The 25,337-nt window shown below is 73.5% G+C and carries 28 protein-coding genes and 1 pseudogene; 19 read left to right on the forward strand and 10 right to left on the reverse strand.

Annotation, left to right across the window (positions count from 1 at the left end):
- The first annotated feature begins 157 nt into the window (after window positions 1–157).
- Together ACFY9V_RS29480 and ACFY9V_RS29485 are read left to right on the forward strand one after the other, a co-directional pair.
- On the forward strand, window positions 158–1,633 hold the full coding sequence (locus tag ACFY9V_RS29480; protein ID WP_391163665.1) for a glycosyltransferase 87 family protein: 1,476 nt from the start codon (window positions 158–160) through the stop codon (window positions 1,631–1,633).
- A 173-nt stretch (window positions 1,634–1,806) separates the two neighbouring features.
- Window positions 1,807–3,057, forward strand: a complete 1,251-nt coding sequence (locus ACFY9V_RS29485; RefSeq protein ID WP_391163668.1) for a M14 family zinc carboxypeptidase — start codon at window positions 1,807–1,809, stop codon at window positions 3,055–3,057.
- On the opposite strand, the gene ACFY9V_RS29490 is transcribed toward ACFY9V_RS29485, so the two are convergent.
- Both ACFY9V_RS29490 and ACFY9V_RS29495 read right to left on the reverse strand, forming a co-directional pair.
- Complete coding sequence (locus ACFY9V_RS29490) at window positions 3,026–3,601, reverse strand: GNAT family protein (RefSeq protein WP_355339208.1); 576 nt, start codon at window positions 3,599–3,601, stop codon at window positions 3,026–3,028. The two genes, ACFY9V_RS29485 and ACFY9V_RS29490, sit on opposite strands and share 32 nt — an antisense overlap.
- A 183-nt stretch (window positions 3,602–3,784) precedes the next feature.
- On the reverse strand, window positions 3,785–5,188 hold the full coding sequence (locus ACFY9V_RS29495) for an MFS transporter (protein ID WP_391163670.1): 1,404 nt from the start codon (window positions 5,186–5,188) through the stop codon (window positions 3,785–3,787).
- Between the two features lie 373 nt (window positions 5,189–5,561).
- Here ACFY9V_RS29495 and ACFY9V_RS29500 point away from each other — a divergent pair, with 373 nt between their 5' ends.
- A complete protein-coding gene (locus ACFY9V_RS29500; protein WP_391163672.1) occupies window positions 5,562–6,503 on the forward strand; it encodes a helix-turn-helix domain-containing protein in 942 nt (313 codons plus the stop codon).
- 68 nt (window positions 6,504–6,571) lie between these two features.
- A complete protein-coding gene (locus ACFY9V_RS29505) occupies window positions 6,572–6,829 on the forward strand; it encodes a lipopolysaccharide assembly protein LapA domain-containing protein (RefSeq protein WP_391049575.1) in 258 nt (85 codons plus the stop codon).
- Between the two features lie 91 nt (window positions 6,830–6,920).
- Here ACFY9V_RS29505 and ACFY9V_RS29510 read toward each other — a convergent pair whose 3' ends face one another.
- Window positions 6,921–7,412, reverse strand: coding sequence for a GNAT family N-acetyltransferase (locus tag ACFY9V_RS29510; RefSeq protein ID WP_391163674.1), 492 nt, complete (start codon window positions 7,410–7,412; stop codon window positions 6,921–6,923).
- A gap of 89 nt (window positions 7,413–7,501) precedes the next feature.
- Between ACFY9V_RS29510 and ACFY9V_RS29515 the strand changes: the two genes are divergently transcribed.
- The 10 genes from ACFY9V_RS29515 to ACFY9V_RS29560 all read left to right on the forward strand — a co-directional run bounded on the left by ACFY9V_RS29515 (window position 7,502) and on the right by ACFY9V_RS29560 (window position 15,800).
- Window positions 7,502–8,314 (forward strand): exodeoxyribonuclease III, encoded by an 813-nt coding sequence (locus ACFY9V_RS29515; RefSeq protein WP_391163676.1) that lies wholly within the window; start codon window positions 7,502–7,504, stop codon window positions 8,312–8,314.
- A 112-nt stretch (window positions 8,315–8,426) separates the two neighbouring features.
- Complete coding sequence (locus ACFY9V_RS29520; RefSeq protein ID WP_391163678.1) at window positions 8,427–9,164, forward strand: Mut7-C RNAse domain-containing protein; 738 nt, start codon at window positions 8,427–8,429, stop codon at window positions 9,162–9,164.
- 245 nt (window positions 9,165–9,409) lie between these two features.
- Window positions 9,410–10,087, forward strand: a complete 678-nt coding sequence (locus ACFY9V_RS29525; RefSeq protein ID WP_391163680.1) for a helix-turn-helix domain-containing protein — start codon at window positions 9,410–9,412, stop codon at window positions 10,085–10,087.
- Window positions 10,084–10,629, forward strand: coding sequence for a dihydrofolate reductase family protein (locus ACFY9V_RS29530; protein WP_391163682.1), 546 nt, complete (start codon window positions 10,084–10,086; stop codon window positions 10,627–10,629). The genes ACFY9V_RS29525 and ACFY9V_RS29530 overlap by 4 nt, the downstream gene beginning before the upstream one ends.
- Before the next feature lie 72 nt (window positions 10,630–10,701).
- A complete protein-coding gene (locus ACFY9V_RS29535) occupies window positions 10,702–11,430 on the forward strand; it encodes an SRPBCC domain-containing protein (protein WP_355339231.1) in 729 nt (242 codons plus the stop codon).
- Window positions 11,431–11,599: 169 nt separating this feature from the next.
- Window positions 11,600–12,634, forward strand: coding sequence for a thaumatin family protein (locus tag ACFY9V_RS29540; RefSeq protein ID WP_391163684.1), 1,035 nt, complete (start codon window positions 11,600–11,602; stop codon window positions 12,632–12,634).
- 330 nt (window positions 12,635–12,964) lie between these two features.
- Entirely contained in the window at window positions 12,965–13,651 is a 687-nt protein-coding gene (locus tag ACFY9V_RS29545; protein WP_355339237.1) for an alpha/beta hydrolase, read from the forward strand.
- 176 nt (window positions 13,652–13,827) lie between these two features.
- Window positions 13,828–14,190, forward strand: coding sequence for a DUF1304 family protein (locus ACFY9V_RS29550; protein WP_391163687.1), 363 nt, complete (start codon window positions 13,828–13,830; stop codon window positions 14,188–14,190).
- Between the two features lie 5 nt (window positions 14,191–14,195).
- Window positions 14,196–14,783, forward strand: coding sequence for a TetR family transcriptional regulator (locus ACFY9V_RS29555; RefSeq protein WP_391163689.1), 588 nt, complete (start codon window positions 14,196–14,198; stop codon window positions 14,781–14,783).
- Between the two features lie 216 nt (window positions 14,784–14,999).
- Window positions 15,000–15,800 (forward strand): L,D-transpeptidase family protein, encoded by an 801-nt coding sequence (locus ACFY9V_RS29560; protein WP_355339244.1) that lies wholly within the window; start codon window positions 15,000–15,002, stop codon window positions 15,798–15,800.
- Between the two features lie 171 nt (window positions 15,801–15,971).
- Here the strand turns inward: ACFY9V_RS29560 and ACFY9V_RS29565 are convergent, their stop codons facing one another.
- Window positions 15,972–16,577 (reverse strand): DUF4291 family protein, encoded by a 606-nt coding sequence (locus ACFY9V_RS29565; RefSeq protein ID WP_391163691.1) that lies wholly within the window; start codon window positions 16,575–16,577, stop codon window positions 15,972–15,974.
- 284 nt (window positions 16,578–16,861) lie between these two features.
- Between ACFY9V_RS29565 and ACFY9V_RS29570 the strand changes: the two genes are divergently transcribed.
- Window positions 16,862–17,251 carry a nuclear transport factor 2 family protein gene (locus ACFY9V_RS29570; RefSeq protein ID WP_355339250.1) on the forward strand — a complete coding sequence of 130 codons (390 nt, stop codon included), beginning with the start codon at window positions 16,862–16,864 and terminating at the stop codon, window positions 17,249–17,251.
- Window positions 17,252–17,254: 3 nt separating this feature from the next.
- Window positions 17,255–18,238: an LLM class flavin-dependent oxidoreductase gene (locus tag ACFY9V_RS29575; protein WP_391163693.1), complete on the forward strand. Its 984-nt coding sequence runs from the start codon at window positions 17,255–17,257 to the stop codon at window positions 18,236–18,238.
- 103 nt (window positions 18,239–18,341) lie between these two features.
- Here the strand turns inward: ACFY9V_RS29575 and ACFY9V_RS29580 are convergent, their stop codons facing one another.
- From ACFY9V_RS29580 to ACFY9V_RS29590, 3 genes are all read right to left on the reverse strand, one after another.
- Window positions 18,342–19,361 carry a Ca2+-dependent phosphoinositide-specific phospholipase C gene (locus tag ACFY9V_RS29580; protein ID WP_391163695.1) on the reverse strand — a complete coding sequence of 340 codons (1,020 nt, stop codon included), beginning with the start codon at window positions 19,359–19,361 and terminating at the stop codon, window positions 18,342–18,344.
- Window positions 19,362–19,608: 247 nt separating this feature from the next.
- The gene (locus tag ACFY9V_RS29585; RefSeq protein WP_355339259.1) at window positions 19,609–19,932 is read right to left on the reverse strand and encodes an AzlD domain-containing protein; all 324 of its coding nucleotides are present in this window, start codon (window positions 19,930–19,932) and stop codon (window positions 19,609–19,611) included.
- Window positions 19,929–20,642 carry an AzlC family ABC transporter permease gene (locus tag ACFY9V_RS29590; protein ID WP_355339262.1) on the reverse strand — a complete coding sequence of 238 codons (714 nt, stop codon included), beginning with the start codon at window positions 20,640–20,642 and terminating at the stop codon, window positions 19,929–19,931. Before ACFY9V_RS29590 ends, ACFY9V_RS29585 begins: the two co-directional genes overlap by 4 nt.
- A 79-nt stretch (window positions 20,643–20,721) precedes the next feature.
- On the opposite strand from ACFY9V_RS29590, the gene ACFY9V_RS29595 reads away from it, so the two are divergent.
- Window positions 20,722–21,357, forward strand: coding sequence for a helix-turn-helix domain-containing protein (locus tag ACFY9V_RS29595; RefSeq protein ID WP_391163698.1), 636 nt, complete (start codon window positions 20,722–20,724; stop codon window positions 21,355–21,357).
- 47 nt (window positions 21,358–21,404) lie between these two features.
- Here the strand turns inward: ACFY9V_RS29595 and ACFY9V_RS29600 are convergent, their stop codons facing one another.
- Together ACFY9V_RS29600 and ACFY9V_RS29605 are read right to left on the reverse strand one after the other, a co-directional pair.
- The gene (locus tag ACFY9V_RS29600) at window positions 21,405–22,355 is read right to left on the reverse strand and encodes a hypothetical protein (RefSeq protein WP_391163700.1); all 951 of its coding nucleotides are present in this window, start codon (window positions 22,353–22,355) and stop codon (window positions 21,405–21,407) included.
- Window positions 22,356–22,463: 108 nt separating this feature from the next.
- Entirely contained in the window at window positions 22,464–22,931 is a 468-nt protein-coding gene (locus tag ACFY9V_RS29605) for a hypothetical protein (protein WP_391163701.1), read from the reverse strand.
- Between the two features lie 148 nt (window positions 22,932–23,079).
- Between ACFY9V_RS29605 and ACFY9V_RS29610 the strand changes: the two genes are divergently transcribed.
- Both ACFY9V_RS29610 and ACFY9V_RS29615 read left to right on the forward strand, forming a co-directional pair.
- A complete protein-coding gene (locus tag ACFY9V_RS29610; protein ID WP_391163702.1) occupies window positions 23,080–23,838 on the forward strand; it encodes a crotonase/enoyl-CoA hydratase family protein in 759 nt (252 codons plus the stop codon).
- A gap of 92 nt (window positions 23,839–23,930) precedes the next feature.
- Window positions 23,931–24,434, forward strand: a pseudogene (locus ACFY9V_RS29615) (ATP-binding protein); the annotation flags it as partial.
- A gap of 251 nt (window positions 24,435–24,685) precedes the next feature.
- On the opposite strand, the gene ACFY9V_RS29620 reads toward ACFY9V_RS29615, so the two are convergent.
- A complete protein-coding gene (locus tag ACFY9V_RS29620; protein WP_391163703.1) occupies window positions 24,686–25,180 on the reverse strand; it encodes an anthrone oxygenase family protein in 495 nt (164 codons plus the stop codon).
- Window positions 25,181–25,337: the final 157 nt, after the last annotated feature.

The following is a 25,337-nucleotide window of genomic DNA, read 5'->3' on the forward strand; positions in this document are numbered from 1 at the left end:
GCGGGGCGGGCCGTGCGGGAGGTGGAGGAGGTGTATCGGTCATGAGGCCATCTCACCCCCGCCGAGGCCCCCGCAGGAGCGCGCGACTCCTTACGGAACGCGTACGTCGCAGCGGTTCGGCTCCCGCTCGCCACGACCGGATGCGAGCGTGTGACCTGTGGGAATCCGTACCTCGCTCCTCGCCGCCCCCCGCCGGGCCGCCGCCGGCACCACCCGCCCAAGCGGCGCCGACACCGCGCCCCCGCGCCGCGGCCGACCGGCGACCGCTCTCGTCGCCCTGCTCCTCACCGCGCTCGTCGCCGTCGTCGCGGCGACCCTCGCCGTCGGCGGCACCGAAGGCCGTCCGGACCGCCTGCCGTACTGGTACGCCGCCGCGTGGGCCCTGTTCGCGGCGGCCCTCCTCGTGCTCCGCAAGGTGCCGCGCCGCGCCGCGACCGTCCTCGTCGCCGCCGGAGGCGTCGCTCTCGCCCTGACCGGCCTGGCCACGGCCCCCCGCACCAGCAACGACATGTACCGCTACGCGTGGGACGGCGCGGTGCAGGCGTCGGGTGTCTCGCCGTACGCGTACCCGCCGAACGCGCCGGAGCTCGAACGGCTGCGGGAGCCATGGCTCTTCCCCCGCCAGGCCGACGGCCACTGCGCGGACTGGACGCAGATCCCCACCACCGCCGGTGACTGCACGCGGATCAACCGGCCCTCCGTGCACACCATTTACCCGCCCGTCGCCGAGGGCTGGTTCCTCGCCGTGCACGCGCTGTCGCCGCCGGGCACCCGGTACAAGCCGATGCAGGCCGGCGGCGCGCTGCTGGCCGCGGCGACCACGGGCGCGCTGCTCCTGGCGCTGCGGCGGCGCGACGCCGACCCCCGCCGCGCCGCCCTGTGGGCGTGGTGCCCGATCGTGCCCGTGGCGGCTGTCAACGACGCGCACATCGACACCCTCGGCGTGCTCCTGACCGTCCTCGCGCTCGGCGCGACCGCGCGGCCCGTGCGCCGCGGCGCGCTGCTGGGCGCCGCCGTCGCGGTGAAGCTGCTGCCCGGCCTCGCCGTGCCCGGCGCGCTCGCCCGCCGCACCCCGCGCGAGGCGCTCCGCGTCCTGCTCCCCGCCGTCGCCGTAATCGTTCTCGCCTATCTGCCGTACGTCGTCGCGTCCGGCGGCGGGGTGCTCGGCTACCTGCCCGGGTACCTCCAGGAGGAGGGATACGAGCCGGGCAGCGTACGGCGCTTCGCCCTGCTGCGGCTGGTGCTGCCGGACGGTGCGGCGGGCCCGGCCGCGATCGCGGCCGTCCTCGCGGTGGTGGTGTACGTACTGCGGCGTGGGGACCGGAACCGGCCGTGGAGCGGGGCCCTGCTCGTGACCGGCACCGCGCTGCTGCTGACCTCACCCTCCTACTACTGGTACGCGCTGTCGGTCGTCGCCCTCGTCGCGCTCGACGGCCGCTGGGAGTGGCTGGCCGTACCGCTGGCCGGACTCGCCCTCTACACCGGGAACGCGATGGGCGCCGGTGCCCATGGAAACGTGCTCCAGGCAACCGCGTACGGAGCCGCCGCACTGATCATCGTCACGGGCGCCGTTGTGCGCCGGAACACCTGCGGTAGCACCGTTGACACCCTGCCGCCGCCGTGTCGTACTTAGTGCTTGCCCGGCCGTTCAGCAGTGGCCCCTTCGGCACCCGCGATACGCGCACGCTCTGTGCCGCCGTCACCGAAGCCGCCCGACGGCCGTGGTGGACGGGGTCATGTGGGGGCTGTACCCGACGTCGTCACGCAGTCGCAGCCAGTACGCGCTTCGGCTTCTGGGGGAATGCGGTGGCGAGAGAGCACTATCCGACGACGGCCGAAGTCATCCAGGGCGCACGGCTGTTGACGTTGCGATATCCGAGACTGTGCCGACTGCGGGCGGTCGGCCGGTCGCGGGCCGGGCGGCCCCTGCTCATGCTGACGGTGGATCAGGCGGAGGGCGGGAGCGAGCGGAACGCGCTCGTGGTGGCGGGACCGCACGCCAACGAGGCGGCGGTCGGCGGTGCCACGGTGCTCCGGCTCGCGTACCAGCTCGCCGCCGAGCGCGAGGGCGGCCACGGCGACGGCACCGCCTGGCACTTCCTGCTCTGCATCGACCCGGACGGCGCGGTGCTCAACGAGCCCTGGCTGCGCGGGCCTTACACCCTGCGCGGCCACTACGAGCACTTCTTCCGGCCGTGCGCGGCGGAACAGCCCGAATGGCTGCCGCCGCCGGGAGCCCCCGACGCGTCGCTCCCCGAGACCCGCGCGCTGCTCGGCGTACTGGACGCGCTGCGACCGGTGTTGCAGTGCTCGCTGCACGGCATCGACGTGGGCGGCAGCTTCGTGCAGCTCACCAGCGACATCCCCGGCGTGCCCGCGCGGATCGGCAAGTCGGCCGCCGAGCTGGACATCCCGCTGGAGAGCGGGTCCTCCGACGCCTTCCAGTGGCCGAGCCCGGGACCCGGCGTCTATGTGATGCCGCCGGACGGCGACCCCGCGACCGTCGGCGACGGCGCCAACTCCACCTGGGCGCACGCCCGCCGCTACGACGGTGTCACCGCCGTCGTCGAAGTGCCCATGTGGGCCTGCGACCGTACCGCCGACATCTCCCCGCACCCCGCGCCCGACCACGCGCTGCGCGTCGCGGGCGCGGCACTCCGCCGCGACCTGCCCCGCGTCGCCCGGGTCCTGGACCACCTCGACCCGCGCCTGGTCGGCGCGGACTCCCCGATGCTGCGCACCGTCAAGGAACTCGTCGGCATCGGCCCCCGGCTGTCCGCCGACTGGGACCCCGCCGTGCGCCCGCCCGGCGCGCTCCCGCTACCGCCGATGACCACCGCGCGCGTCACCAGCATCGAGGTCTACGCGCAGCGCGTCCCGCTGCGCGCCGCCGCGATGCTCCGCCGCGTCGCCGACGTCCCCCGCGTCACGCGCCTGGTGGACGAGTGGTGCGCGGCGTACGAGAGCGCCTACCGGCCGCGCTGGGTGCCGATCGCCGACCAGGTCGAGCAGCAGGCGCGCAGCGTCATCGCGGTGTACGAAGAGCTGCGTACATGACCACGTCCTTCAACTCCCCGCCGACGCGCGCCCAGTCGCGCAGCAGCCCCTCGCGCTGGTAACCGGCGCTCTCCGCGGTGCGCAGCGAGCCGGTGTTCCACGGCTCGGCGTACAAGTCGAGCCGTGCGATGCCCAGTTCGTGCAGGCCCCACTCGGTGATCGCCTTCAGCGCCGAACCTGCGGCGCCCGCGCGGCGCGCCGAGGCGAGCACCCAGTAGCCGACCGTGGCGCGGTCCGCGCTGATGATGTCGAGCCCCACGTTGCCGACCGCGCACCCGTCGGACGCCCGCGCGATCACCATCGGGTAGCGGCCCGCCGCCGGCCGTCCCCACTGCCGCTCGACGAAGGCGATCCCCTCGGCGTCGCTGTAGACCGGCGGCACGGTCGTGATCAGCGGAATCAGCGGGTCCGTCGACGCCTCGCGCACCGTGTGCAGGTCGGCCATCGACCACGGGCGCAAGGTGTAGTCGCCCGCCCCGAGCACCGGCGGTTCCCTGAGGTCGGTGAGGACGTCCCTGCGGTCCGAGCGGTGCCTGTGGTCCATGCGTCCGATGCTGCCAGCAGGGGGCGCGGCGGGCGAGTCCATGACGGACGTACGGGGCAGGGGCCCGCGGCCGGCCCTGGTCACCCTTCGCCGCCCCCGTGCCCCGTCACCCGTTTCTGCCCGTGCCCCCGTGCCCCGCCACCCGTCCGTGTCCCCGCGCGCCCCCGCGCCCCGCCCTCCCCGTCACCCCCGCGCGCGGACGGGTTCACGCCCCTTCGGCGACCGCAGGAACAGCGCGGAGGCCACCGCACCCGCCGCCACCAGGGCCGCGTTGACCAGTACGGCGAGCGAGATCCCGCCGAGGAGTACGTGCGGCGCCGCCGACGAGGCCGCGCCCGCGCGGGCGGTGACGACCGCGCTCATCACCGGGATGCCCAGCGTGATGCCGATCTGCTGCGTCATCGTGGCGAGGCCGGTGGCCAGACCCTGCTCCTCGTCCGGCAGCCCGGACGTCGCGGTGACCATGAAGCCGACGATCGCCAGCATGTTGCCGACACCGCCGACGAAGGTCGCCGCCAGCAGGAGCCCCAGCCATCCGCGGCCCTCCCCGAGCGGCACCAGCGACGCGGTGGCGACCGCCTGGACCCCGCCGCCGACGATCAGCGTCGGCCGCGTGCCGATCCGGCCGATCACCCGCGCCCCGAGCACCCCGCCCACGACGGTGCCCGCCCCCAGCACACCGAAGGCGAGACCGGTCGCGAGCGCCGAGAACCCCAGCACCTTCTGGAGGTAGAGCGTCATCAGGAAGACCAGCGACGTCTCCGTCACGAAGGCGATCAGCCCGGCCGCGTTCCCCCACACCACCGACCGGCGGCGCAGGAACCGTACCGGCACCAGCGGCGCCGGGGCCCGCCGCTCCACCGCGACGAAGGCGGCCAGCAGCGCCGCGCCCACCGGCAGGGCGGTCAGCGTCACCGGGGAGAGCCAGCCGCGCTCGCCCGCCGACGTGAAGCCGTAGACGACGGCGAGCAGCCCGCCGGTGACGGTCACCGCGCCGGGCACGTCGAGCCGGGGCCGCGCGGCGGGGCGGCTCTCGGCGATCAGCGCGGGCGCCGCGAGCAGCACCACGGCGGCCACCGGCACATTGACGAAGAACGCCCAGCGCCAGCTCAGCAGGTCGGTCAGCACCCCGCCGAGCACCGCGCCCGCCGTGAAACCGGCCGACATCAGCGCCCCGTTCAGACCGAGCGCCCGGTCCCGCAGCGGCCCCTGCGGGAACGACGTGGTCAGCAGCGCCATCCCGGCCGGGGTCACGGCCGCTGTCGCGAGCCCCTGGGCGACCCGCGCCGCCAGCAGCATCGCCGGATCCGTCGCCAGCCCGCCCGCCAGCGACGACACCCCGAGCACCGCCATCCCGGCCAGGAACACCCGGCGCTGCCCGAACAGGTCCGCGACCCGGCCGAACAGCAGCGTGAATCCGGCGGCGGCCAGCGCGAACGCCGTCGCGATCCACTGGAGATTCGCCAGCGAGAAGCCGAGACCGCGGCCGACCACCGGCAGCGCCACGTTCAGGATCGAGAAGTCCACCGCGATCATGAACTGCGCGCCCAGCAGCAGCATCAGCGTCCAGCGCTGCCGCGCGCTCATCGGCGGCGGGCCGGACCTCGGGGCGGTGTCCGGTGCCCCGGCCCCGTCCGTCCGCGCTCTCCCCGTCCCGGCCGCGCGGCCCGCACCCGTCGTCGGTGCGGATGCGGATGCCGGTGTGGGTGCGGGTGCCGGTGCGGATGCCGGCGTGGGTGCGGGTGTAGGTGTGGGTGCTGGTGTCGGTGTCGGTGGCGTCATCCTGCGGCCCTCCATAGCGGTGGTGCGGTCACCACGGAAGGCTCGTCGGCGGCGCGGCCCGTACCCAGACCCCCGTTCTTCGTACGCGGGCGGTGCCTACGCGGGCCGTACGTACCTCGGCGGTGCCTACCACCGGCAGGGTCAGGCTCCGCGCCGGGCGCCGGGGCAGACTGGACGCATGGACGGCACCGCGCGCACCCCCTCCGCACTGGGCGAATTCCTCCGCACCCGGCGGGCGCGGCTGCGCCCCGAGGACGTCGGCGTCGTCCCGTACGGTGCCCGGCGCCGCGTACCGGGCCTGCGTCGCGAGGAACTGGCCCAGCTCGCGGGCGTCAGCGTCGCGTACTACACACGGCTCGAACAGGGCCAGAGCGCCAACGCCTCGCAGGCCGTGCTCGACGCGCTCGCCACCGCGCTGCGGCTCACCGACGACGAGCGCGCCCACCTGCGCCACCTCGCGCGCCCCGGCCGCGCGGGACGCCGCGCCCCGCAGCGGGCCGAGACCGTACGGCCCGCCACGCGGCAGCTCATCGCCGCCATGGACGCGGTGCCCGCCGTCGTGATGGGCCGCCGCTACGACGTCCTGGCCTGGAACGCGCTCGGCCACGCCCTCACCGCGGGCCACCTCGACCCCGACGCGCCCGACCGCCCGGCCGACCGCCCCAACGCCCAGCGGATGCTCTTCCTCGACCCGCACACCAGGGAACTGCACCCGCACTGGGACGAGGAGGCCCGGCGCGCCGTCGCCTCCCTGCGGCTGGCGGTGGGCGAGGCGGCCGACGACCGCGGATTCGCCGAACTCGTCGGCGAGCTGTCCATGAAGAGTCCGGAATTCGCCGCCCTGTGGTCCCGCCACCCGGTCAGCAACTGCACCACCGGCACCAAGACCTTCCACCACCCAGTGGTGGGCCGCTTCGACCTCGCCTTCGAGATGCTGCGGACCGGCGACGGCTCGGGCCACCGGCTGCTGCTGTTCAGCGCGGCGCCCGGCACCCCGGACGAGGCGGCGCTGCGCCTGCTGGCGGCGAGCGCCCAGGCGAGCACACAGGGGAGCCCGTACGCGAGCACGCAGGTGAGCGCACAGGCGCACACATCGGACGCGCTCACCCGTTCGGAGTAGTCCGCAGCCCGCCCCGGCGCCCCCGCACCGATCATGAACGCAAGGGGACAGCGCCGAACCGGGAGCAGGTGAGCGTGGTGAGCACCGAGAAGCCGCCGAGCGACAGCAGGTTCGGTTCGCTGGTGACCCCGGGCCGGGTGACCGTGGCCGTGCTCGCGGTCCTCGCCCTGATCTTCATCTTCGAGAACACCCGCGACGTCAAGATCCGGCTGCTGATCCCCGAGGTCACGATGCCGCTGTGGATGGCGCTGCTCGGCTGCTTCATCGTCGGCGCGCTGGCCGGGATGTACCTGCGGCGCGGCGGCCGCAACAGGGGCGGGCGCTGACGCCGGGACCTCGTGCGGGGCGCCGCGATCCGTGGGGTACGCGCGGGTGCGGTGCGATCAGCGGCTTGGACCGGCGGTTTGGACCGGCGGCTTACGGGCCCGGCGGCGTGACCAGCGGCTTGCCGAGGCACACGCTCAGCTCGTCGTGCCGGTAGTAGCCGAATTTCGGCACCGGCAGGTAGCCGCACGAGCGGTACAGCGCGATGGCCTCCGGCTGCCGCTGACCGGTCTCCAGCACCATCCGGGTCCTGCCCGCCGCCGCGGCCGTCCGCTCCAGCTCGGCCAGGATCGCGCGGGCGAGACCGCGCCCGCGCGCCCGCGCCACCACGAACATCCGCTTGATCTCCGCGTCGCCGTCCGCGTGCCCGTCGGGCGAGTCGTCCTGGGCGCGCCAGCCGCCACTGGCCACGGCGTGCCCGTCCTCGTCGTAGGCCAGCAGGTACAGCCCGCGCGGCGGGTCGAAATGGGCCGCGTCCATGAAGGTCGAGTCCCCGTCGCCGTACCGCTCCACGTACTCCTGCTGCACCAGGTCGTTGAGCTTCACCGCGTCGGGGTGGTCGTAACGCGTCGTTCTGATCTCCACGCCCGATATCGTACGTGCGCGGTCGTACGCACGTGCGGACGGGGGATACCGAAGCGGTCCCGCCGACCAGCCCCGGTATCGTCCAGCGCATGTCGACCACCGTCACCACCGTGAACGTCAACGGACTCCGCGCCGCCGCCAAGAAAGGCTTCCTGACCTGGCTGGAGGAGACCGAAGCCGACGTGGTCTGCCTCCAGGAGGTCCGCGCGGAGCCCGACCAGCTCACCGTCGAGCTGCGCGACCCGGCGGGCTGGCACGCCTTCCACGCGCCCTCCTCCGCCAAGGGCCGGGCCGGTGTCTCGCTGTACACCCGCGAGGAGCCCAGCGCCGTCCGCGTCGGCTTCGGCGCCACCGAATTCGCCGCCGCCGGCCGCTACCTGGAGGTCGACCTGCCCGGCACCGGACCCGGTCTGACCGTCGGCAGCCTCTACCTCCCCTCCGGCGAGGTCGGCACCGAGCGCCAGGCGGAGAAGGAGCGCTTCATGAAGGACTTCGCCGTCCACCTCGGCGCGCTCCGCGACCACGCCGCCGAAACCGGCACCCATGCCCTGGTCTGCGGCGACTGGAACATCGCGCACCAGGAAGCGGATCTGAAGAACTGGCGCGGCAACCGCAAATCCGCCGGCTTCCTCCCCGAGGAACGCGCCTGGCTGACCGAACTCTTCGGCCCCGCGGGCTGGACCGACGTCGTCCGCCGCCTCCACCCCGACGTCGAGGGCCCCTACTCCTGGTGGTCCATGCGCGGCCAGGCGTTCGACAACAACACCGGCTGGCGCATCGACCTCCAGGTCGCCACCGAAGCCCTCGCCGCCGCGGCCACCACCGCCGTCGTCGAGCGCGCCGCGAGCTACGACCAGCGCTGGAGCGACCACGCCCCGGTGACGGTCACCTACGACATCTAGGCCACGGCGGCGCGGCGCGCGCGTCACACCCCCGGCTCCACCGTCTCCAAGTCACTGACGAGCGGCGCGGAACTCCGTGGCCGGGCCCGGTGGGCGATGGCATGCTGAGTCCGTGAACGGACCGCACATCACCGTCAGTATCCCGGCTGAGCTGCACCTCTTCGTGGCCGCCGACCGGCGCCGCGAGGAACCCTGCACCGTGGTCACCGACGGCACGTCGTCGCTCGGGCACGTCGTGGAGTCGCTGGGCGTGCCGCTCACCGAGGTCGGCGGGCTGTCCGTCGACGGCCGCGCGGTCCCGAACGCGCACGTCCCGGCGCCGGGCGAGGCGGTACGGGTCCACGCGGTCGTACGGCCGCAGGAGGTGCCGGGCGCGCCGCTGCGCTTTCTGCTCGACGTCCATCTCGGCACGCTGGCGCGGCGGTTGCGGCTGCTCGGGGTCGACGCGGCGTACGAGAACGAGGACATCGGCGACCCGGCGCTCGCCGCGCTCTCGGCGAGCGACCGCAGGGTCATGCTCACGCGCGACCGGGGCTTGCTGCGCCGCCGCGAACTGTGGGCGGGCGCGTACGTCTACAGCGACCGCCCGGCCGACCAACTGCGCGACATCCTCCAGCGGTTCGCGCCCGACCTCGCGCCCTGGACCCGCTGCGTCGCCTGCAACGGCCTGCTGACCCCCGCCGACAAGGAGTCCGTCCGCGACCGCCTGGAGGGCGGCACCGAACGCTCCTACGACGTCTTCGCCGCGTGCGCCTCCTGCGGCCGCGTCTACTGGCGCGGCGCCCACCACACCCGCCTCGAAGCCGTCGTCGCCGAAGCACTCCGCGACGCCGCCCCCACCCGGCACTGACCCCACCCGGCACTGATCCCGCGCGGCACTGACCCCGCGCGGACCGGCACCGCGCGGACCTTCACCGCGCGCCGGAGCCGCTGGTGGGACCGTCCGGCGCCTCCCATGGGACCGGGCAGTGCCCTGCCCCCATGGGACCGGCCAGTGCCTGCATCAGCCCGACCGATACCCGCGCCGAAGGCCGCTTGCCCACCGACAAGAGAATGCGTCTGGACAAAAAAAGTTTTCGGTGAGACGCTGAAGCCATGTTGGACGTGAGCGTGATCGAGAACCCCGAAGCGGCGGCGACGTCGCTGGACCCGATACGGTCCCGGCTGCTGGCCGAGCTGGCGGCTGGCCCGGCATCGGCGACGATGCTCGCGGCGAGGGTGGGGCTGCCGCGGCAGAAGGTGAACTACCACCTCAAGGCGTTGGAGAAGCACGGCCTGGTCGAGCTGTCGGGCGAGCGCAAGAAGGGCAATGTCACCGAGCGGCTGATGCGGGCGACCGCGGCCTCGTACGTGATCTCGCCGATGGCGCTGGCCGCCGTGCAGCCCGATCCGGCCCGCTTCCGCGACCAGCTCTCGGCGCGCTGGCTGCTGGCTGTCGCCGCCCGGCTGGTGCGGGACGTCGGCACGCTGATCACGGGCGCGGACCGGGCACGGCAGCGGATCGCGACCTTCGCGCTCGACGGCGAGGTCCGCTTCGGCTCGGCGGCGGACCGCGCGGCGTTCGTGGACGAACTGACCCGCGGCATCGCCGCGCTGGTCGCCAAGTACCACGACGAGGAGGCCGAGGGCGGGCGTCCGCACCGGATCGTCGTCGCCCTGCACCCCACGGTGAAGACCCCCGAGGCCCCCGCCGTCACGAGCGGTGGCGCCGATGCCTCCGCTGTCGAACCGGCCGTCGGCCGGCCCACCACACCCCCTGAGGAAGCGTCATGAGGAAGCTTGTCGTCAGTGAGTTCCTGTCCGCCGACGGAGTCATGGAGGCGCCCCACGAGTGGCACGGGTCGTACTTCGACGACGACATGGCCGGTGCCGTGTCCGCCCAAATGGACGCGTCCGATGCCCTGTTGCTCGGCCGCACCACCTACGACGGCTTCGCCGCCGCTTGGCCCGCGATGGCCGGCCAGCCCGGCGGCGACCACATGAACGGCATCGCCAAATTCGTCGTCTCCAGCACGCTGGAGAAGGCCGAATGGAACAACTCCACCGTCCTCAGCGGAGATCCGGCCGCCGCCGTCCGCGAGCTGAAGCAGCGGGACGGCGCGAACATCACCGTGATGGGCAGCGCGACGCTCGTGCAGTTGCTGCTCGGGCAGGGCCTGGTGGACGAGTTCGACCTGCTGGTGCACCCGATCGTGGTCGGCCGCGGCAAGCGGCTGTTCCAGGACGGCCTGCCGCAGACCCCGTTCACCGTCGTCTCCTCCGAGATGTTCGCGTCCGGCGTCCACCACGTCGTCTACGCGCCGCGGAAGGCGTAGGGCCCGTCCGCCCTCCCGCACCCGCACGGCCCCCATCCACGTATCCCCTGGAGCAAGGAGCTCTGAACAACCATGTCCAAGCACTTCGAGATCGTCCGTGAATTCGAGGTCGACGCCAGCCCGTCGCAGGTCTGGGACGCCATCACCACCGGTACCGGGGGCTGGTTGTGGCCCATGGAGTACGAGCCCAAGGAGGGCGGCGCGGCGCCGTTCGGCGGGACCGTGGTCGCGTGGGACCCGCCGCACCGGCTGACCGGGCGCACCGAGGACGCCGAGGGCATCTCGGTGCAGACCTTCAACCAGGTCGACCACCTCATCGAGCCCCGCGAGGGCGGCGGTTCATGGGTGCGGTACGTGCACAGCGGCATCCTCGTCGAGGACTGGGACAACCAGTACGACGGCGCGAATAAGCACACCGACTTCTACATGCACACCCTGCGGGAGTACCTGCGGTACTTCACCGGCCGCATCGCCGTCTTCGGCGGCGCGGAAGGCCCGAAGGCGTCCGGCGCGCCCGACGCCTTCGAGACGGCGGCCCGCGCGCTCGGGCTGGCGGACGACGCGGCCGAGGGCGCGACCGTACAGGTCGAACTGCCGGGCGCGGGACGGGTGGAGGCCGTGCTCGACTTCCGCAACCCGTACTTCATCGGGCTCCGCACCGACCAGGCGATGTACCGCTTCTTCGGCCGCAACCACTTCGGCGCGACGGTCGGCGTGAGCGTGCACGACTTCGCGCCGGGCGCCGACGCCGAGCGGATCGGCGCGGACTGGACGCGCTGGCTCGCCGGGGTCTACGCGTAACGCCCCCTCCCGCGGCCGGAGTCGGGCCTTCGCCGTACCGGAAATCCGTTATCCCCGCCGCTCCCCGGCCGTCTCCTGATCGCCGGTGAGTCGGCATGTGCGGGACGTACGGGATGCGCTGGCCACAGGCATCAACGGTATTGACGGCGGCCACGGCGCGGAGGAAGCGATGGGACGCAGAGCTCGGCACGGCGGACGATCACGGCGCGGTGCCGTGTCGGCGGCGGTGGCGCTGGCCGTCGCGGCCCTGTGCGTGGCGGTCTGGGTGGTCTCCGGCCAACGGCCTGGCGGCGGTTCGGCCGACACCTCGGCCACGGCGGGCGCCGCGCCCGTATCGGCGGGGCAGGTCACGACCACGGCCGCGCCGTCCGTGACACCGACCGTCACCCCCTCCGCGACGACCGCCGCCAAGAAGCCGAAGCCGACCGCTTCCCGGCAGCCCCCGCGGCCGACCGCGACGCGCACCGCCGCGCCGCCCGCCGGTGCGAAGCTCCCACCGCGTTCCGGCACCCGGGTGTTCACCTTCGTCAACGACGTGGACCAGACGATCTGGCTCGCCTCGGGCGAGCAGACCGCCCGGCCCGCGCTCACCACCACCGGCTGGGTCCTGCGCCCTGGGCAGACCCTCGGCGTCCGCGTGCCCGACCACTGGAACGGCCGCTTCTGGGGCCGTACCGGCTGCTCCTTCGACGCCTCGGGCCGCGGCCACTGCGAGACCGGCGACTGCGACGGCCGCTTCCAGTGCCCCGGTTACGGGGTGATCCCGGCGACACTGGCGGAGTTCAACCTCAACTCGTGGGACGGGATGGACTTCTACGACGTCAGCCTCGTCGACGGCTCCAACCTCCCGATGTACATCAACCTCGTCGGCGGTACGACGAAGGACCCGATCTCGGCGAACGGCTGCTCGGCCGCGGGCTGCACCCACGCCGTGGACTGTCCGGCCGCCCTCCAGGTGACGTCCGGTGGCCGGGTGGTCGGTTGCGAGTCGCCCTGCGGGGTCTTCGACACCGACCAGTACTGCTGCCGCGGCACGTGGGCGCCGCGCTCGATGTGCCTGCCCGACCAGTGGCCGGTGAGGTACGCGGACGTGTTCAAGAAGGCCGAGCCGTTCGCGTACTCGTATGTGGACGACGACGCGACCAGCACCTTCACCAGCCGGGGCGAGGCCGGGTACCGGATCACTTTCGGGCTGAGCCGCTGAGCCGCTGAGCCGGTGAGCCGCTGAGGCGGTGATGCGCTGATGCGGTGAGCCGCTGAGCCGGTGAGCCCGTGAGGCACCCGAAGGGCCCGACCGGCCGGTCGGGGAGGACGTACCGACGCCGTATGTCAGGGCGGAGTCGGGGGCGGGAAGGGCGGCGGCCGTGACCGGCGCCGGGACGACGACGCGGGCGGCGCGGAAACCGCCGTCGTCGGCCCGGCCGACCGGGGACGGCCGCCGCCGATCCGCGATGAGTTTCGGCCGCGCCCGCGGTCCTATGGGGAGCAGCGGGCCCGTGTCCCGGGCGCGCCCCGACGAAAGCAGGCGTGAACGATGGCGACTTTCGTACTCGTCCCCGGCGCGGACGGCCGCGCCTGGGGCTGGCACCGGCTCGTACCGGAACTGCGCGCCCGCGGGCACGAGGCGGTGACGCTCGACCTGCCCGAGGACAGCGCCGCCGACCTCGACGCCTACGCGGACGCGATCGTGGCGGCGTGCGGCGACGTCGACCGGCTGGCCCGGCCGCTGGTCCTCGTGGCGCTGTCGCTCGCCGGATTCTCCGCGCCGCTGGCCTGCGAGCGGCTGCGCGCCGACCGGCTCGTACTCCTCAACGCGATGGTGCCGCTGCCCGGCGAGACGGCGGGGGAGTGGTGGGACCACACCGGCCAGCAGGCCGCCCGCGAGGCGTACGCGCGGGAGGAGGGACGCGACACCGCGTTCGACGTGCGCGTCGACTTCTTCCACGACGTGCCGCGGGAGATCACCGAGGAGGCCATGAACTCCGCCCCGTCGGGCGGCGCGCCGGAACGGGTCTTCACGCAGCCGTGGCCGCTGACGGCGTGGCCCGATGTGCCGACCCGCTTCCTCCAGGGCGCGCAGGACCGCTTCTTCCCGCTGGAATTCCAGCGGCGGCTGGGCAAGGAGCGGATCGGCGTGGACGTCGAGGAACTGCCCGGCGGGCATCTGCTCGCGCTGAGCCGACCGCGCGAGCTGGCGCAGGCGCTGGTGCGGGACGTGTGAGCCGCGTGCGGCCGACCGCGTAACGGTGACTTCCCCCCGGCCTCGGGGACTTCCTGGCGCAGAGGCCACTGCCCGGCGGGCTTCCCGGCAGGGAGAGGGGTTTCCGACTTCCTGTACAGTTGTCCAGGAAGTCGGAGAGCGGTAAGTCCGGTCAACGGAAGGCGTGGTGCACGGTCGTGAAGGTCGTCGCGGGAATCCTGGTCGGCGGGGTCGCCGCCTTCCATGTGTACGCGCTCGTGCTGGAGATGTTCCTGTGGCGCGGTCCGCGCGGCCGTGCGCTGCACGGGCTCGACGACGAGGGCGCCAGGATCACCGCGCCGCTCGCCGCCAACCAGGGCCTCTACAACGGCTTCCTGGCCGCCGGACTCGTCTGGGGCCTGATCGCCTCCGACCCGGTGGGCTTCCAGGCCCGGGTGTTCTTCCTGTGCTGTGTGATCCTGGCGGGTGCGTACGGCGCGGCGACCGCGTCCCGCAAGATTCTCTTTGTGCAGTTCGCGCCCGCGGTCGTGGCGCTGGCGGCGGTGCTTGTGGCTGGATGAGGGGTGTGATCGCTACGGGTGAGGTGAGCGGGGGGCGCGCGACGTCCGATCCCCGTACGCTCAGGACCCGCGCCCGGCTGCGGGCCGCGCTGCTCGACGAGTGCGCGCAGCGCCCGCTGGACCAGGTCAGCCTGTCGGCGGTGGCGCGCCGCGCGGGGGTCGGCCGGGCGACCCTGTATCTGCACTACGACGGTCTCCAGGCGCTCGCGGTCGACTCCTGCGCCGACGTCGTACGGGAAGCGGCCGACGCGCTGCACGCCTGGACCGCGCCGCCGGGGCCCGACGCGCCGCCCGCCCCGCTGGCCGAATTCCTCGCCGTCGTGGCCGGGCGGGCCGACCTCTACCGCGGTCTGATCGCGGAAGGCGGCGGCGGCCCGCTCGGCGCGCTCCTCCACGACGAACTCCGCGCTCGTTCGTTCGCCGACCGCACCCGCGCGGGCGCCCCGTCGCCCGCGCTCGCCGCCTCCGCCACCGCGGCCGTGTTCACCGGCCTGCTCGCCGACTGGCTGCACGGCCGTCTGGACCTTTCGCCGGACGCCTTCGCCGCTCACGTGTGGCGGCTGCTGGTCGCGATCCACCGCGCCGTCCGCTGATCCTTCGCTGACGCCCGGTCAGGGCGTACGGTGTGCGCGGCGGGTGCGGACGGTGGGGGATATGCGGGGCAAATCGGGCGAGAGGTCACCCTGGGTGGTGCATATGGGTCTGAGTTTGCGAGGATCGCCGGGATGACTTCCGCTCCCGCGGGCTCCTTCGCTGAGAGCCGCTCCACAGAAGGCCGTGGCCGAAACCGCCACCGGCGTCGGAAACATGTGCTGCGACGGAGGGCCGGGATCGGCGCCGCCGCGTTCGTCGTGCTGGCGGTCGTCGGCGCCGGATATGTGGTGATGGACCGGCACGGCGCGGGTTCCGCCGCCGCGGACAGCGGCAGGAACGGCGGCTCCGGGCACGGTCAGGCCGCGGTGCCCGGCGCGTCCGCCAAGGCCGCGGGCCCCGGCACCCTGAGCGTCAAGGACGAGGCGCCCACCGTGATCCCGGGCCTCGGCCCCAAGACCCGCTCCGCGATCCCCGCCGCCACCCGGCAGGTGCTGGTGGCCTCGGGCAAGGCCAAGAACTCCGCCGACTCCACCGTCACCCTGTGGTCCCGTACCGCCGACGGCCACTGGAGCGCGGGCGCGGCCTGGCCCGCGCACAACGCCCTGCGCGGCTGGACCGACAAGCACCACTCGGGCGATCTGCACAGCCCTATCGGCGTGTTCACCCTCAGCGACGCGGGCGGCTTCGACGCCGATCCGGGCGCCAAGCTGCCCTACCACCACTCGTCCGCCTTCCGCGCGGGCGGCGTCGGCTTCGACGGCGAGCCGCTGGACGCCGCCTTCGACTACGTCATCGCCATCGACTACAACCGCGTGCCCGGTACGTCCCCGCTCGACGGCACCCAGCCGCTCGGTGCCAACCGCGGCGGCGGCATCTGGGTCCACGTCGACCACGGCGGCCCGACGCACGGCTGCGTCAGCGTCTCCGCGGCGCACATGGTCGACCTCCTGCACACGCTCGTCCCGGCCGACCACCCGGTGATCGTGATGGGCGACCACGCCTCGCTGTCGGCGTAGTCCTCTCCCGGTCTCCGCGCCCGCTGACGGATCGCCGAGGCCGCGCATCCGCACGCCCGCCAGCGCACCGCGAATTGCGCCACCATGCCGACGGTGACCCGCCCGAACACGACCGAGAAGACCCACAGGGCGGCACCCTCGCCCCGGGCCCCGCCCACCGCCGCCCACGGGTCAGACACCCGAACTCCCGCCCACCCGCTCCGGCAGCCCGCCCACGACGTCATACGCCCGCTCCTCCGGCACCAGCCGCTCCGCCCCCTCGACGTCCCCGGCCCCGACCAAGCGGTGCACCTCCCGCGCCAGCGGCGTCACATCCCTGATCCCCACGATCCACGTGTCCGCGTACTCCCGCACCGCCTCGCCCGACAGCCCGAGTTGCAGCGACCGGTACGGCAACGGCCGCAGCCGCACGTCCCGTTCGGGGTCCCACTGCACCCGCGCGGGAGCGCGCTTGAGCTGCCGACGCCACGCGTCCCGGTCGGCGTGCACGTCGGGGGAGTAGTGGGACAGACACGCGTGCCGAAGCGCCCACTCGAATCCGTCACGGGTGATCTCCACCGCGAGCACCGTCTCCTGCCCCGCCTTGGCGCCCCAACCGCAGCGGTACATCATCCACAGGAACGACGGCTTGATCCACGTCATGCGGTCCCGGCTCCAGGAGGCGGGGAAGCGGCCGTCGCGGGCGGCGGGGAGGCCGATCGCGGGAGCGTAGGCCTGGTAGACGGTGATCGTGGTGGGGGTGTGGAGGGCGCGGACGCGCCGGGCGGGTTCTCGCATGGGGACACAGTGCCGTCGCGGCGGTGGGGGTGGCCAGCGAATTGTGGGGCGGGGACGCCCGGCGAAGGGGGTGAGGGGAGGGCGAGGGCGGGGCGTTACTCCCCGGGGAGTACGGGTGGGAGCGGGGCGGGTTGACCGGGGGAGTACGGCAGAGGCATACCGCCGGGCGATGCGGCGCGGCGGCGTACGCGGGAGTCTGGTGAGGCACCCCGGACCGGCACACGGGTGGCCGGGAGTCCGGCCTCCGCCGGGGCTTTCGCACCCGCTCGCGAGGAGGCACGGCCATGGAAGACGAGCAGGAGCTGACGGACTTCGCGCGCCGATGGACCGAGGCGGAACGGCGCGGCGACGTGACCGCGCTGGACGCGCTGCTGACCGACGACTTCAGCGCGGTGGGACCGCGCGGCTTCGTCCTCGACAAGAAGCAGTGGCTCGACCGCTACGCCTCCGGCGCGCTCGTCCACGACGCCTTCACCTGGGCCGAGGTGACGATCCGTCAGTACGGGCGGGCGGCCGTCGCCACCGGGGTGCAGGGCCAGCAGAGCATCTTCGACGGGCGGGACGCGGACGGGTACTTCCGGGTGACGCAGACGATCGTCGAGACCGACGGCGTATGGCGGTTGGCCGCGCTCCACCTCAGTCCGACCGGCGACCGCCCGGGACCGGAGGCGTAGACGATGCGGATCAGTATCAGTGTCGCCCACGACGCCTGGCCCGAGGGACCGCGCGGCTCCGCACGGCAGTTGGAGCGGGTCGTCGCCACCGCCGACGAGATCGGGCTCGACACGGTGTGGGTCACGGACCATCTGACGCGGACGGACCCGACGCGGACCGACCCGACGCGGACCGACCCGACGCGCTCACCGGACGAGGCGGTCCTGGAGGCGTACACGACGCTGGGACTCCTCGCGTCGCGCAGTGAACGGGTGCGGCTCGGCGCCATGGCGAGCCCGGTCGGCAACGACGCGGCCGGCCCGCTGATCACGGCGGTCACGACGCTCGACGTCCTGTCCGGCGGCCGGGCCTGGCTCGGCATCGGCGCCGGATACGCCGACCACCAGGCCGCCGCGCTGGGCCCGCCCGCGCCCGGCGCCCCCGAACGCTTCGAGCGGATCGAGGACGTGCTGCGGCTCGCGCACCGGATGTGGTCGGGCGACGACAGCCCCTTCCGCGGCGCGCACTGCGACCTGGCCAGGCCGTACCCCAGTCCGCTGCCGCTCAGCGGCCCGCACCCGCCGGTGCTGATCGGCGGAAACGGCGAGGCACGGATGCTGCCGCTGGTCGCGCGGTACGCCGACGCCTGCAATCTGCTCGACGTGCCCAACGGCGGCGCCACCATCCGCCGCAAGCTCGACATCCTCGCCGTGCACTGCCGCAAGATCGGCCGCCCGCTCGGCGACATCGACACATCCGTCAGCGTCAGGCTGCGGCCGCAGGAGTCGGCGGATGAACTCGTCGCGCACTGCCGCCACTTCGCCGGTCTGGGCATCGGGCACGTGGTGCTGGTGCCCGGCGGCCCGTGGACGGAGGCGTCGACGCGGACGCTGGCGGCGGCGCTGCCCGCGGTCCGCGGCCTGCACCGGGAGGAGGCGGCCGGGCCGAAGGCCGCCCGCCTCGACACCTACCGGGCGCCCGCGTTCGGCGGCGCCGTCCCCGTCTGAGCGGGACGGGAAAGGCAGGCGGAGAAGGAACGGCACCCCACGGCCGGCGGTCGCCGTGGGGTGCCGTGCTGCGCGGCCGCGGTCGGCCCTGGAACCAGGACCGTCAGCCGTTGCCGCGCGGCAGGACGAGCGACTGGATCTGGGGAAGCCCCTTCCAGTCGTTCGAGGCGATCGTCGCGTGAGCCGCGGCGAGTTGGGCGATCCGCGCCTGCGCGTCGGCCGGGGACGGATTCGCGTCGTCCAGGGCGGGCGCGACATTCTGCGAGTCGGTCATCACGAGCAGGTAATGGCGCGCGTCGTACCAATTCGTGTCGACGTTGAGGAACGCCGAGGCGTCACCGTCGAAGATCACGAACCACGGGCGCAGCGAGGCGTCGGAGTAGCGCGAACGCGGGTCGCCCGACTGCACGTTGTGCACGGTCGGGAAGACCTGGGCGGTCGAGACGTGCCCCTTGAGGTAGCTCGCGTACTCGACGTCCGTCCACAGCGTGTCGGTCGGGTTGTTCTCCTCGACGGTGCCGGGGATGATCTCCAGGATCACCTTGCCCGCGAGTTGCTGCCGCGTCGGCCAGTTGCCCGCCTGGGCGGCCTCGTCGAGCGTGCCGTAGCTGCCGCCGCCGGGCTTGGCCAGCAGGTCGGACGGCTTGAACACCAGGCTGCCGAGGTGCGCGCTGATCGACTGGTCCAACTTGGCAGGGCTCATGCCGAGGTTGGCCTGGAAGCCCGCCTTCATCTCCAGCTTGATCATCAGCGGCGCGTGGCCGGGGTGCGCGCCGAGCCAGACGCGTACGTCGTCCAGGCAGCTCTCCAGGTCCTTGTTCGCGCCGCCCGTGTAGAGCTGCGACGGCGAGGACGCGTCCACGCAGTTGTTGCCGTTGCTGGTCAGGCTGGAGTGGCTGACCTTCCACTCCTGGGTGAAGAAGTCGTCCCACACGTCCAGTTCGATCAGCGACGTGCCTGTGTCCAACGCCTGGGCGAGGTACGGGAAGGCGGCGGGGTCGTAGGTGTTGTGCAGGCCGGACGTCGTGGCGCCCGAGAACGGCAGGGAGCCGGTGTCAGCGGCGGACGCGGATGCGCCGCCTCCGGCTCCGGCGACGGTGAACGCCAGGCATGTGGTGAGCACGCCGAGCAGCGCCGTGCGCAGTCGTAGGGAAACTCGTCGGGACAGCGGACCGGTCACGTGTCCTCCAGTGGGGGGGTGTCTCTCCGTCCGGACGGTGACTGCCGAGCGTGAATCGACGGAGACATGTCACGTAACACGATCTGGAATCCGGCTGTCAGCTACGAATCGAGACGATCTGCAACGGAATTGACGCCACGTCAGGGGCGCTTCGGTGGGTTGTGGGGCCCGCGTCCCGTCTGTACTGTTTTCAGCTCGCGCCCAGCAGTCGCAGCGCCGCCGTGGTGGCCGCGGCGGCGAGCACCACCACGAGGAAGGGTGCCCGGCGCCACGCGCACAGACCGCCGACGGCGACCCCGGCCGGGCGGGCGGCTCCGGCGAAGCCGTGGCCCTCGGTGAGGCTGGAGGTGGCGACCAGGGCGGCGAGCAGCACGACGACGCAGAGCGCCATCAGCCGTTCCAGGCGCGGCGAGAGGGTGACGCGGGCGCGCAGCACGGGCCCGGCGAAACGGAAGGCGAAGGTGCCCGCGCCCAGGGCGACGGTGGCGAGCAGCAGGCTCGTCCCCGTACTCATCGTCCCGCTCCGGTCCGCACGGCGGGGTCCGGCTCCTCGCGACGACCGCCCGCCCGCGCCGCTCCGACCCCGGCCAAGGCGAGCAACACCGGCAGTCCGGCGGGCAGATACGGCGTCGCGGCGAGTGCGATCGCCACTCCGGCCAGCGCTGCCCTGCGCGTCGCGGAGTCGCCGAGGGACGGCAGTACCAGGGCCAGCAGCACGGCTGGGAAGGCCGCGTCCAGCCCGAAGGCGTCGGTGTCGCCGACCGCGCCGCCGCCCAGAGCTCCCAGGACGACACCGGCGTTCCAGCAGACGAACAGGCCGATGCCGCACGCCCAGTACGCCGCCCGCCGCCGTTCGGGTTCGCGCTGGGCGAGGGTGAAGGCCACGGTCTCGTCCGCCATCAGATGGCTGCCCGCGATGCGGCGGAGCGGCCCGGTGCCGAAGACGTCGCCGACCGCGAAGCCGAACGGTACGTGCCGCGCGTTCACGAGCAGGCCCGCGACGACCGCCGCCACCGGATTGCCGCCCGCCGCGACGATGCCGATGAACATGAACTGCGACGCGCCCGCGAAGACCACCACCGACAGGAGCATCGGCAGCCACACCGGCAGGCCGAGCCCCACGGCGATGGCGCCGAACGACACCCCGACGACGGCATCGGCGACGCAGACCAGGGCGATGTCCCGCACCAGGTCCTTCTCCGGAGTTCGCCATATCGAACGCATCGCCGCCTATAATGAACGAAGTGAGGATCGTTCGTCAAGGCGAACGAGTGGACTTGTTTGGCGAACGAAGGGTGCGGCGATGGCGACGGACAAGGGGGCGCACGCGTCAGGAGAGTCGGGGGAGCCGGGACGCGGCGCGGACGAGGGTGGACGGGAGCGGCAGAGCGGGCGGGCGCCGCTGGCGGCCATCGCGGAATCCCTCCAGCGCGAGCGCCGCCGCGCGGGCCTGTCCCTCGCCGAGGTCGCCCGCCGCGCGGGCATCGCGAAATCCACGCTCTCCCAGCTCGAATCGGGCACCGGCAACCCCAGCGTCGAGACCCTGTGGGCGCTGAGCGTCACCCTGAACGTGGCCTTCGCCCAGCTCGTCGACCCGCCCCGCCCCCGCGTCCGCGTCGTCCGCGCGGGCGAGGGCGTCGCCTTCGCCGCCGAGCGCGCGGATTACGTGGCCACGCTCCTCGCCTCCTGCCCGCCGCACGCGCGCCGCGACATCTACCTGGTGTCCGTACAGCCCGGCACCGCCCGCGAGTCCGACCCGCACGCGCCCGGCATGATCGAGCACGTGGTGCTCAGTACCGGCCGCGCGCTGGTCGGCCTCACGGATGATCCCGTCGAACTCCACCCCGGCGACTACATCGCCTATCCGGGCGACGAGTCGCACATCTTCCGCGCGTTGGAGCCGGACACCCTCGCGGTGCTCGTCCAGGAACACCACTGACGCCGCCCTGAGTCAACTCCGTGCGCAGCGCCCGTGGTGGCGGTGCGTCAGCCCGCGCGGAGCGTCAACGCGGCCGTGTGCAGGGTGCCTTGCGTGCGGAACTGGAGGAACAGCCGCCAGTCTCCCGCCGTCGGAAGCTCGGCGTGGAAGGCCAGTTCGGGGCCGCCGTGATCGCCGTTCACGGCCGTCGTCGGATGCAGTTGCGCGAACGCCAGATCACCGGCGTGGAACGCCGTCAGGTGCGCGTACGTCCCCAGGTACGGCTGGAGATCGGTCACCGGGCGGCCGTTCCTGGTCACGGTCACGGCCAGCGGATGCGCCATGCCCGACATGATGTCGCCCTTCACCGTCACCGTGTAACCGTCCACCGTGGCGCTGGTCTTGGGCGCGGGCAGCGGCACGGGCGACGAGGCGGTGCCGGGGACCGTGACCGTACGGCTCAGGACGACGTCCGTCCCCTTGCCGGGGCCCGCGTCCGGCGTGAAGGACGCGAAGAACCGCCACGCGCCGGGTGTGAGCGCCGCCAGCCGCGCCGTCCAGGTGCCGTCCTTCGCCATCCCCGGATGCACGTGCTGGAAGCCGGTGAGATCGGACCGGACCGCGTAGAAGTGCATCCGCTGCGTCTGGTCGAGCGCGAAGGCGGTCAACGGCCTGCCGTCGGGCGCGGTGACGGAGAAGCGGTACGTGGCGGGCGCGCCGGAAGGCAGCCGCGCGTCGGGGGAGACGAGGCGGTAGCCGTCGCGGTCGGCGGACAGGCCGTTGGCGGAGGCTGGGGCGTCCATGCCGTCCATGCCGTCCATGCCGTCCATGCCGTTCATGCCGTTCGTGGAGGGCGTGGACGCGGTGGGCGACGTGGGCGACTCGGGTGACGACGCCGGGGCGTGGCCGTGCGCCTGGCCGGTGGTCGTGGAGGAGCCGCCGCCGCAGGCGGTCAGGCCGAGCAGCAGAGCGCAGGTCGCGGCGGTGGCCGCGAGGAGAGCGGGCCGGAGTGTTCGCATGATGCTCTTTCGGGTGAGCGCGCGGAAAACGGCGCGCATATGGATGCGATGCGGACGGATGTGAGGGCGCGACGCCGCACCGGGAACTCCCCGGCGCGGCGGGTCCCTTCACGTCCGCGCGACGCACACCCGCAGCAATATCGCCCGCCCGCCCGGCGGCGGAGCGCGCCGCCGGTCCCGAGACGGCGCGGTGCCGGAGGCGGCCAACCCCGCCCCCAGCAAGGGCGGTACGGCGGAGGCGACCTGCGCCCAGCCGGTGAGCCGTGCCCGCGCGCGTACGGGCGTGGCCCAACACGTACCGCCGGAGCCGGTCTTGGCGACGTGGGGGGCGGGGGTCTGCGGCCGTACCTGCGGAGTCGAGTGGGTGGTGGCGGCGACGGGTGCGGTAGCGGACATCCGCGCGATACCCATGTCCGTGCCCATGTTCATGGCCATGGGCACGCCGTGGCAGCCCTCGCTCGCGGAAGCCGGTGCGCCGTGCATGAAGAACAGCCCGAGGAGGACCGCGCACACCGCCAACAGCCGGGGCGTACGCGGCCGGTGCGCGTGTGCCGTACCGTCGCCGTCCGCTGTCACCCGGTTGACGATATACCCCCAGGGGGTGTCTTGCTCAGGCGGGTGCCCGCGTGTTAACGCTGCGGGTACACGGTCCATGTGCGATGCCCGCGACACGTAACCACGTAACCACGTAGACACGCAGACGGCCGACCGGAAGGCGCGAGAGATGTCCGTACGCAGCGAGCGCGAAGGTGCCGTCACCACCGTGGTGTTGTCCAGGCCGGAGGCGCGCAACGCGGTGGACGGGCCCACGGCCGCCGCGCTCGCGGACGCCTTCCGCGCCTTCGACGCGGACGATGAGGCGGCCGTCGCCGTCCTCTGGGGCGAGGGCGGCACCTTCTGCGCGGGCGCCGACCTCAAGGCGATCGGCACCGCACGCGGCAACACGGTCGCCGACGACGGCGACGGCCCGATGGGGCCGACCCGTATGCGGCTCGGGAAACCGGTGATCGCCGCCGTCTCCGGGCACGCCGTCGCGGGCGGTCTCGAACTCGCGCTCTGGTGCGACCTCCGCGTCGCCGAGGAGGACGCCGTGTTCGGCGTCTTCTGCCGCCGCTGGGGCGTGCCACTGATCGACGGCGGCACCGTACGGCTGCCCCGGCTGATCGGCGCGGGCCGGGCGATGGACCTCGTCCTCACCGGCCGTCCGGTCGACGCGGCGGAAGCCCTCGCCATCGGCCTCGTCGACCGTGTCGTCCCGCCCGGCACCGCCCGCGCCGCCGCCGAGCGACTCGCGGCCGAGATCGCCGCCTTCCCTCAGACTTGCCTGCGCGAGGACCGGCTCTCCCTGCTGGAGCAGGAAGCTCTGCCCGAAGAGGCCGCCCTGGCCGTGGAGTTGGCGCACGGCCGGACCTCCCTGACCGAGGCGGCGGCGGGCGCCTCCCGCTTCGCCTCCGGCGAGGGCCGCCACGGATCGTTCACCTGACGCCGTACGCCCGCTGTCGGCCGTACGTGCCGGCCCCGTAGTCCTGTCCGGGTCCCCGGACGGCCGCCCACGTGCCCGTTGTGCTCGCGGGCATGATCGTCTGGCTCAACGGCACCTTCGGCGTCGGCAAGACCACGACGTCCCGGCTGCTCACCGAACTCCTCCCCGACGCGCGGATCTTCGACTCCGAGACGGTCGGCTCCGTGCTGCGCCCCGTCCTCGACTCGGTCCCCGTCGCCGACTTCCAGGACCATCCGCCGTGGCGCGCCCTCGTGGTCGAGACGGCCGCGCAGATCCTCGGTTACGTCGGCGGGACGCTGGTCGTACCGCAGTCGGTGCTGGTGCGGGCGTACTGGACCGAACTGCGGGACGGGTTCGCGAAGTCCGGCATTCCGCTGCGGCACTTCGTGCTGCACGCCGACCCGTTGACGCTCGCCGCGCGGATCGACAACGACCCCGAGGGCACCGGCATCCGACGCTGGCGGCACGACCACGTCGCCCCGTACGCCGACGCCCTCCCCTGGCTGCGCGAGGAGGCCGAGATCGTCGAGACGGCGGACGTCGCCCCCGACGAGGTGGCGCGGCGGATCGCGGCCGCGGTGACCGCCCAGGGCGTGTCCGTGAAGTCGCCTCTGGCTGACGGCGCCTGGCACGCACGCCCGCCGCGTCGCCGGAACACCCGAATAGCTCCGCTTTGAGGCCACCCCGGCGCCTTGCGCTCAAGGGCCCCCGGACGGAGGCCGGGGGAACACCACACGCCGCCTGGACCGCCCATGATCCGCCGGACACGCCTTAGGGCGTAACGGCCGCGAAGCCGCGTGCCGTTCGCCCGTCGGCCCGGCGGGGGTCATCCCCGGCCCAGCCGCAGGGCCCAGGCGAGGCAGCCGAGCGCGGCGGTCGTGGTCAGGACGCGGGCGACGTTCCAGCGCAGCCAGGCGGACTCGAACTGCTCCCGGACGGCGGCGAGATCGCGGATCTTCGACGGGTCGCCCGCCGCGGCGAGCTTGTCGTTGAGCGGGACGTTGAAGCCCATGGTGACGACGAGCGAGGCGGCGTAGAGGGCCACCCCGGCGATGATCCACGGCAGCGCGGGCCGTCCGTCGCCGCGCCAGTGCAGCGCCGCCGCGATCCCGCCCAGGACCAGGGCGCCGCCGAAGGCGAGGCTGAACCAGCCGTTGAGTATGGCCACGTTGACGCGTTGCATGGCCTCCACGAACGTCCGGTCGTCGGAGGCGGCGAGGCCCGGCATGACGGCGACGGAGAAGGCGAAGTACAGGCCCGCCATCAGGCCGGTGGCGAGCGTGGCGGCGAGCAGCACGAGACTGCGGATGTCGCCGGACATGGCAACTCCTCTGGGTCCTCGGGGACGAGCGGTCGGATTCCGGCCCGACTCGGGGCGCTGGTAGGCGGGTTGGCGGTCCCGACCGGAGCGGTCCTGCGGGAGCGGCCGCTCCCGGCGCGGCTGCCGCTCCGGGTCCGCCGCGCCGCCGCCGGACATC

Origin of the sequence: Streptomyces sp. NPDC008317 (assembly GCF_042955955.1) — a bacterium.
Classification (GTDB): Bacteria; Actinomycetota; Actinomycetes; order Streptomycetales; family Streptomycetaceae; genus Actinacidiphila.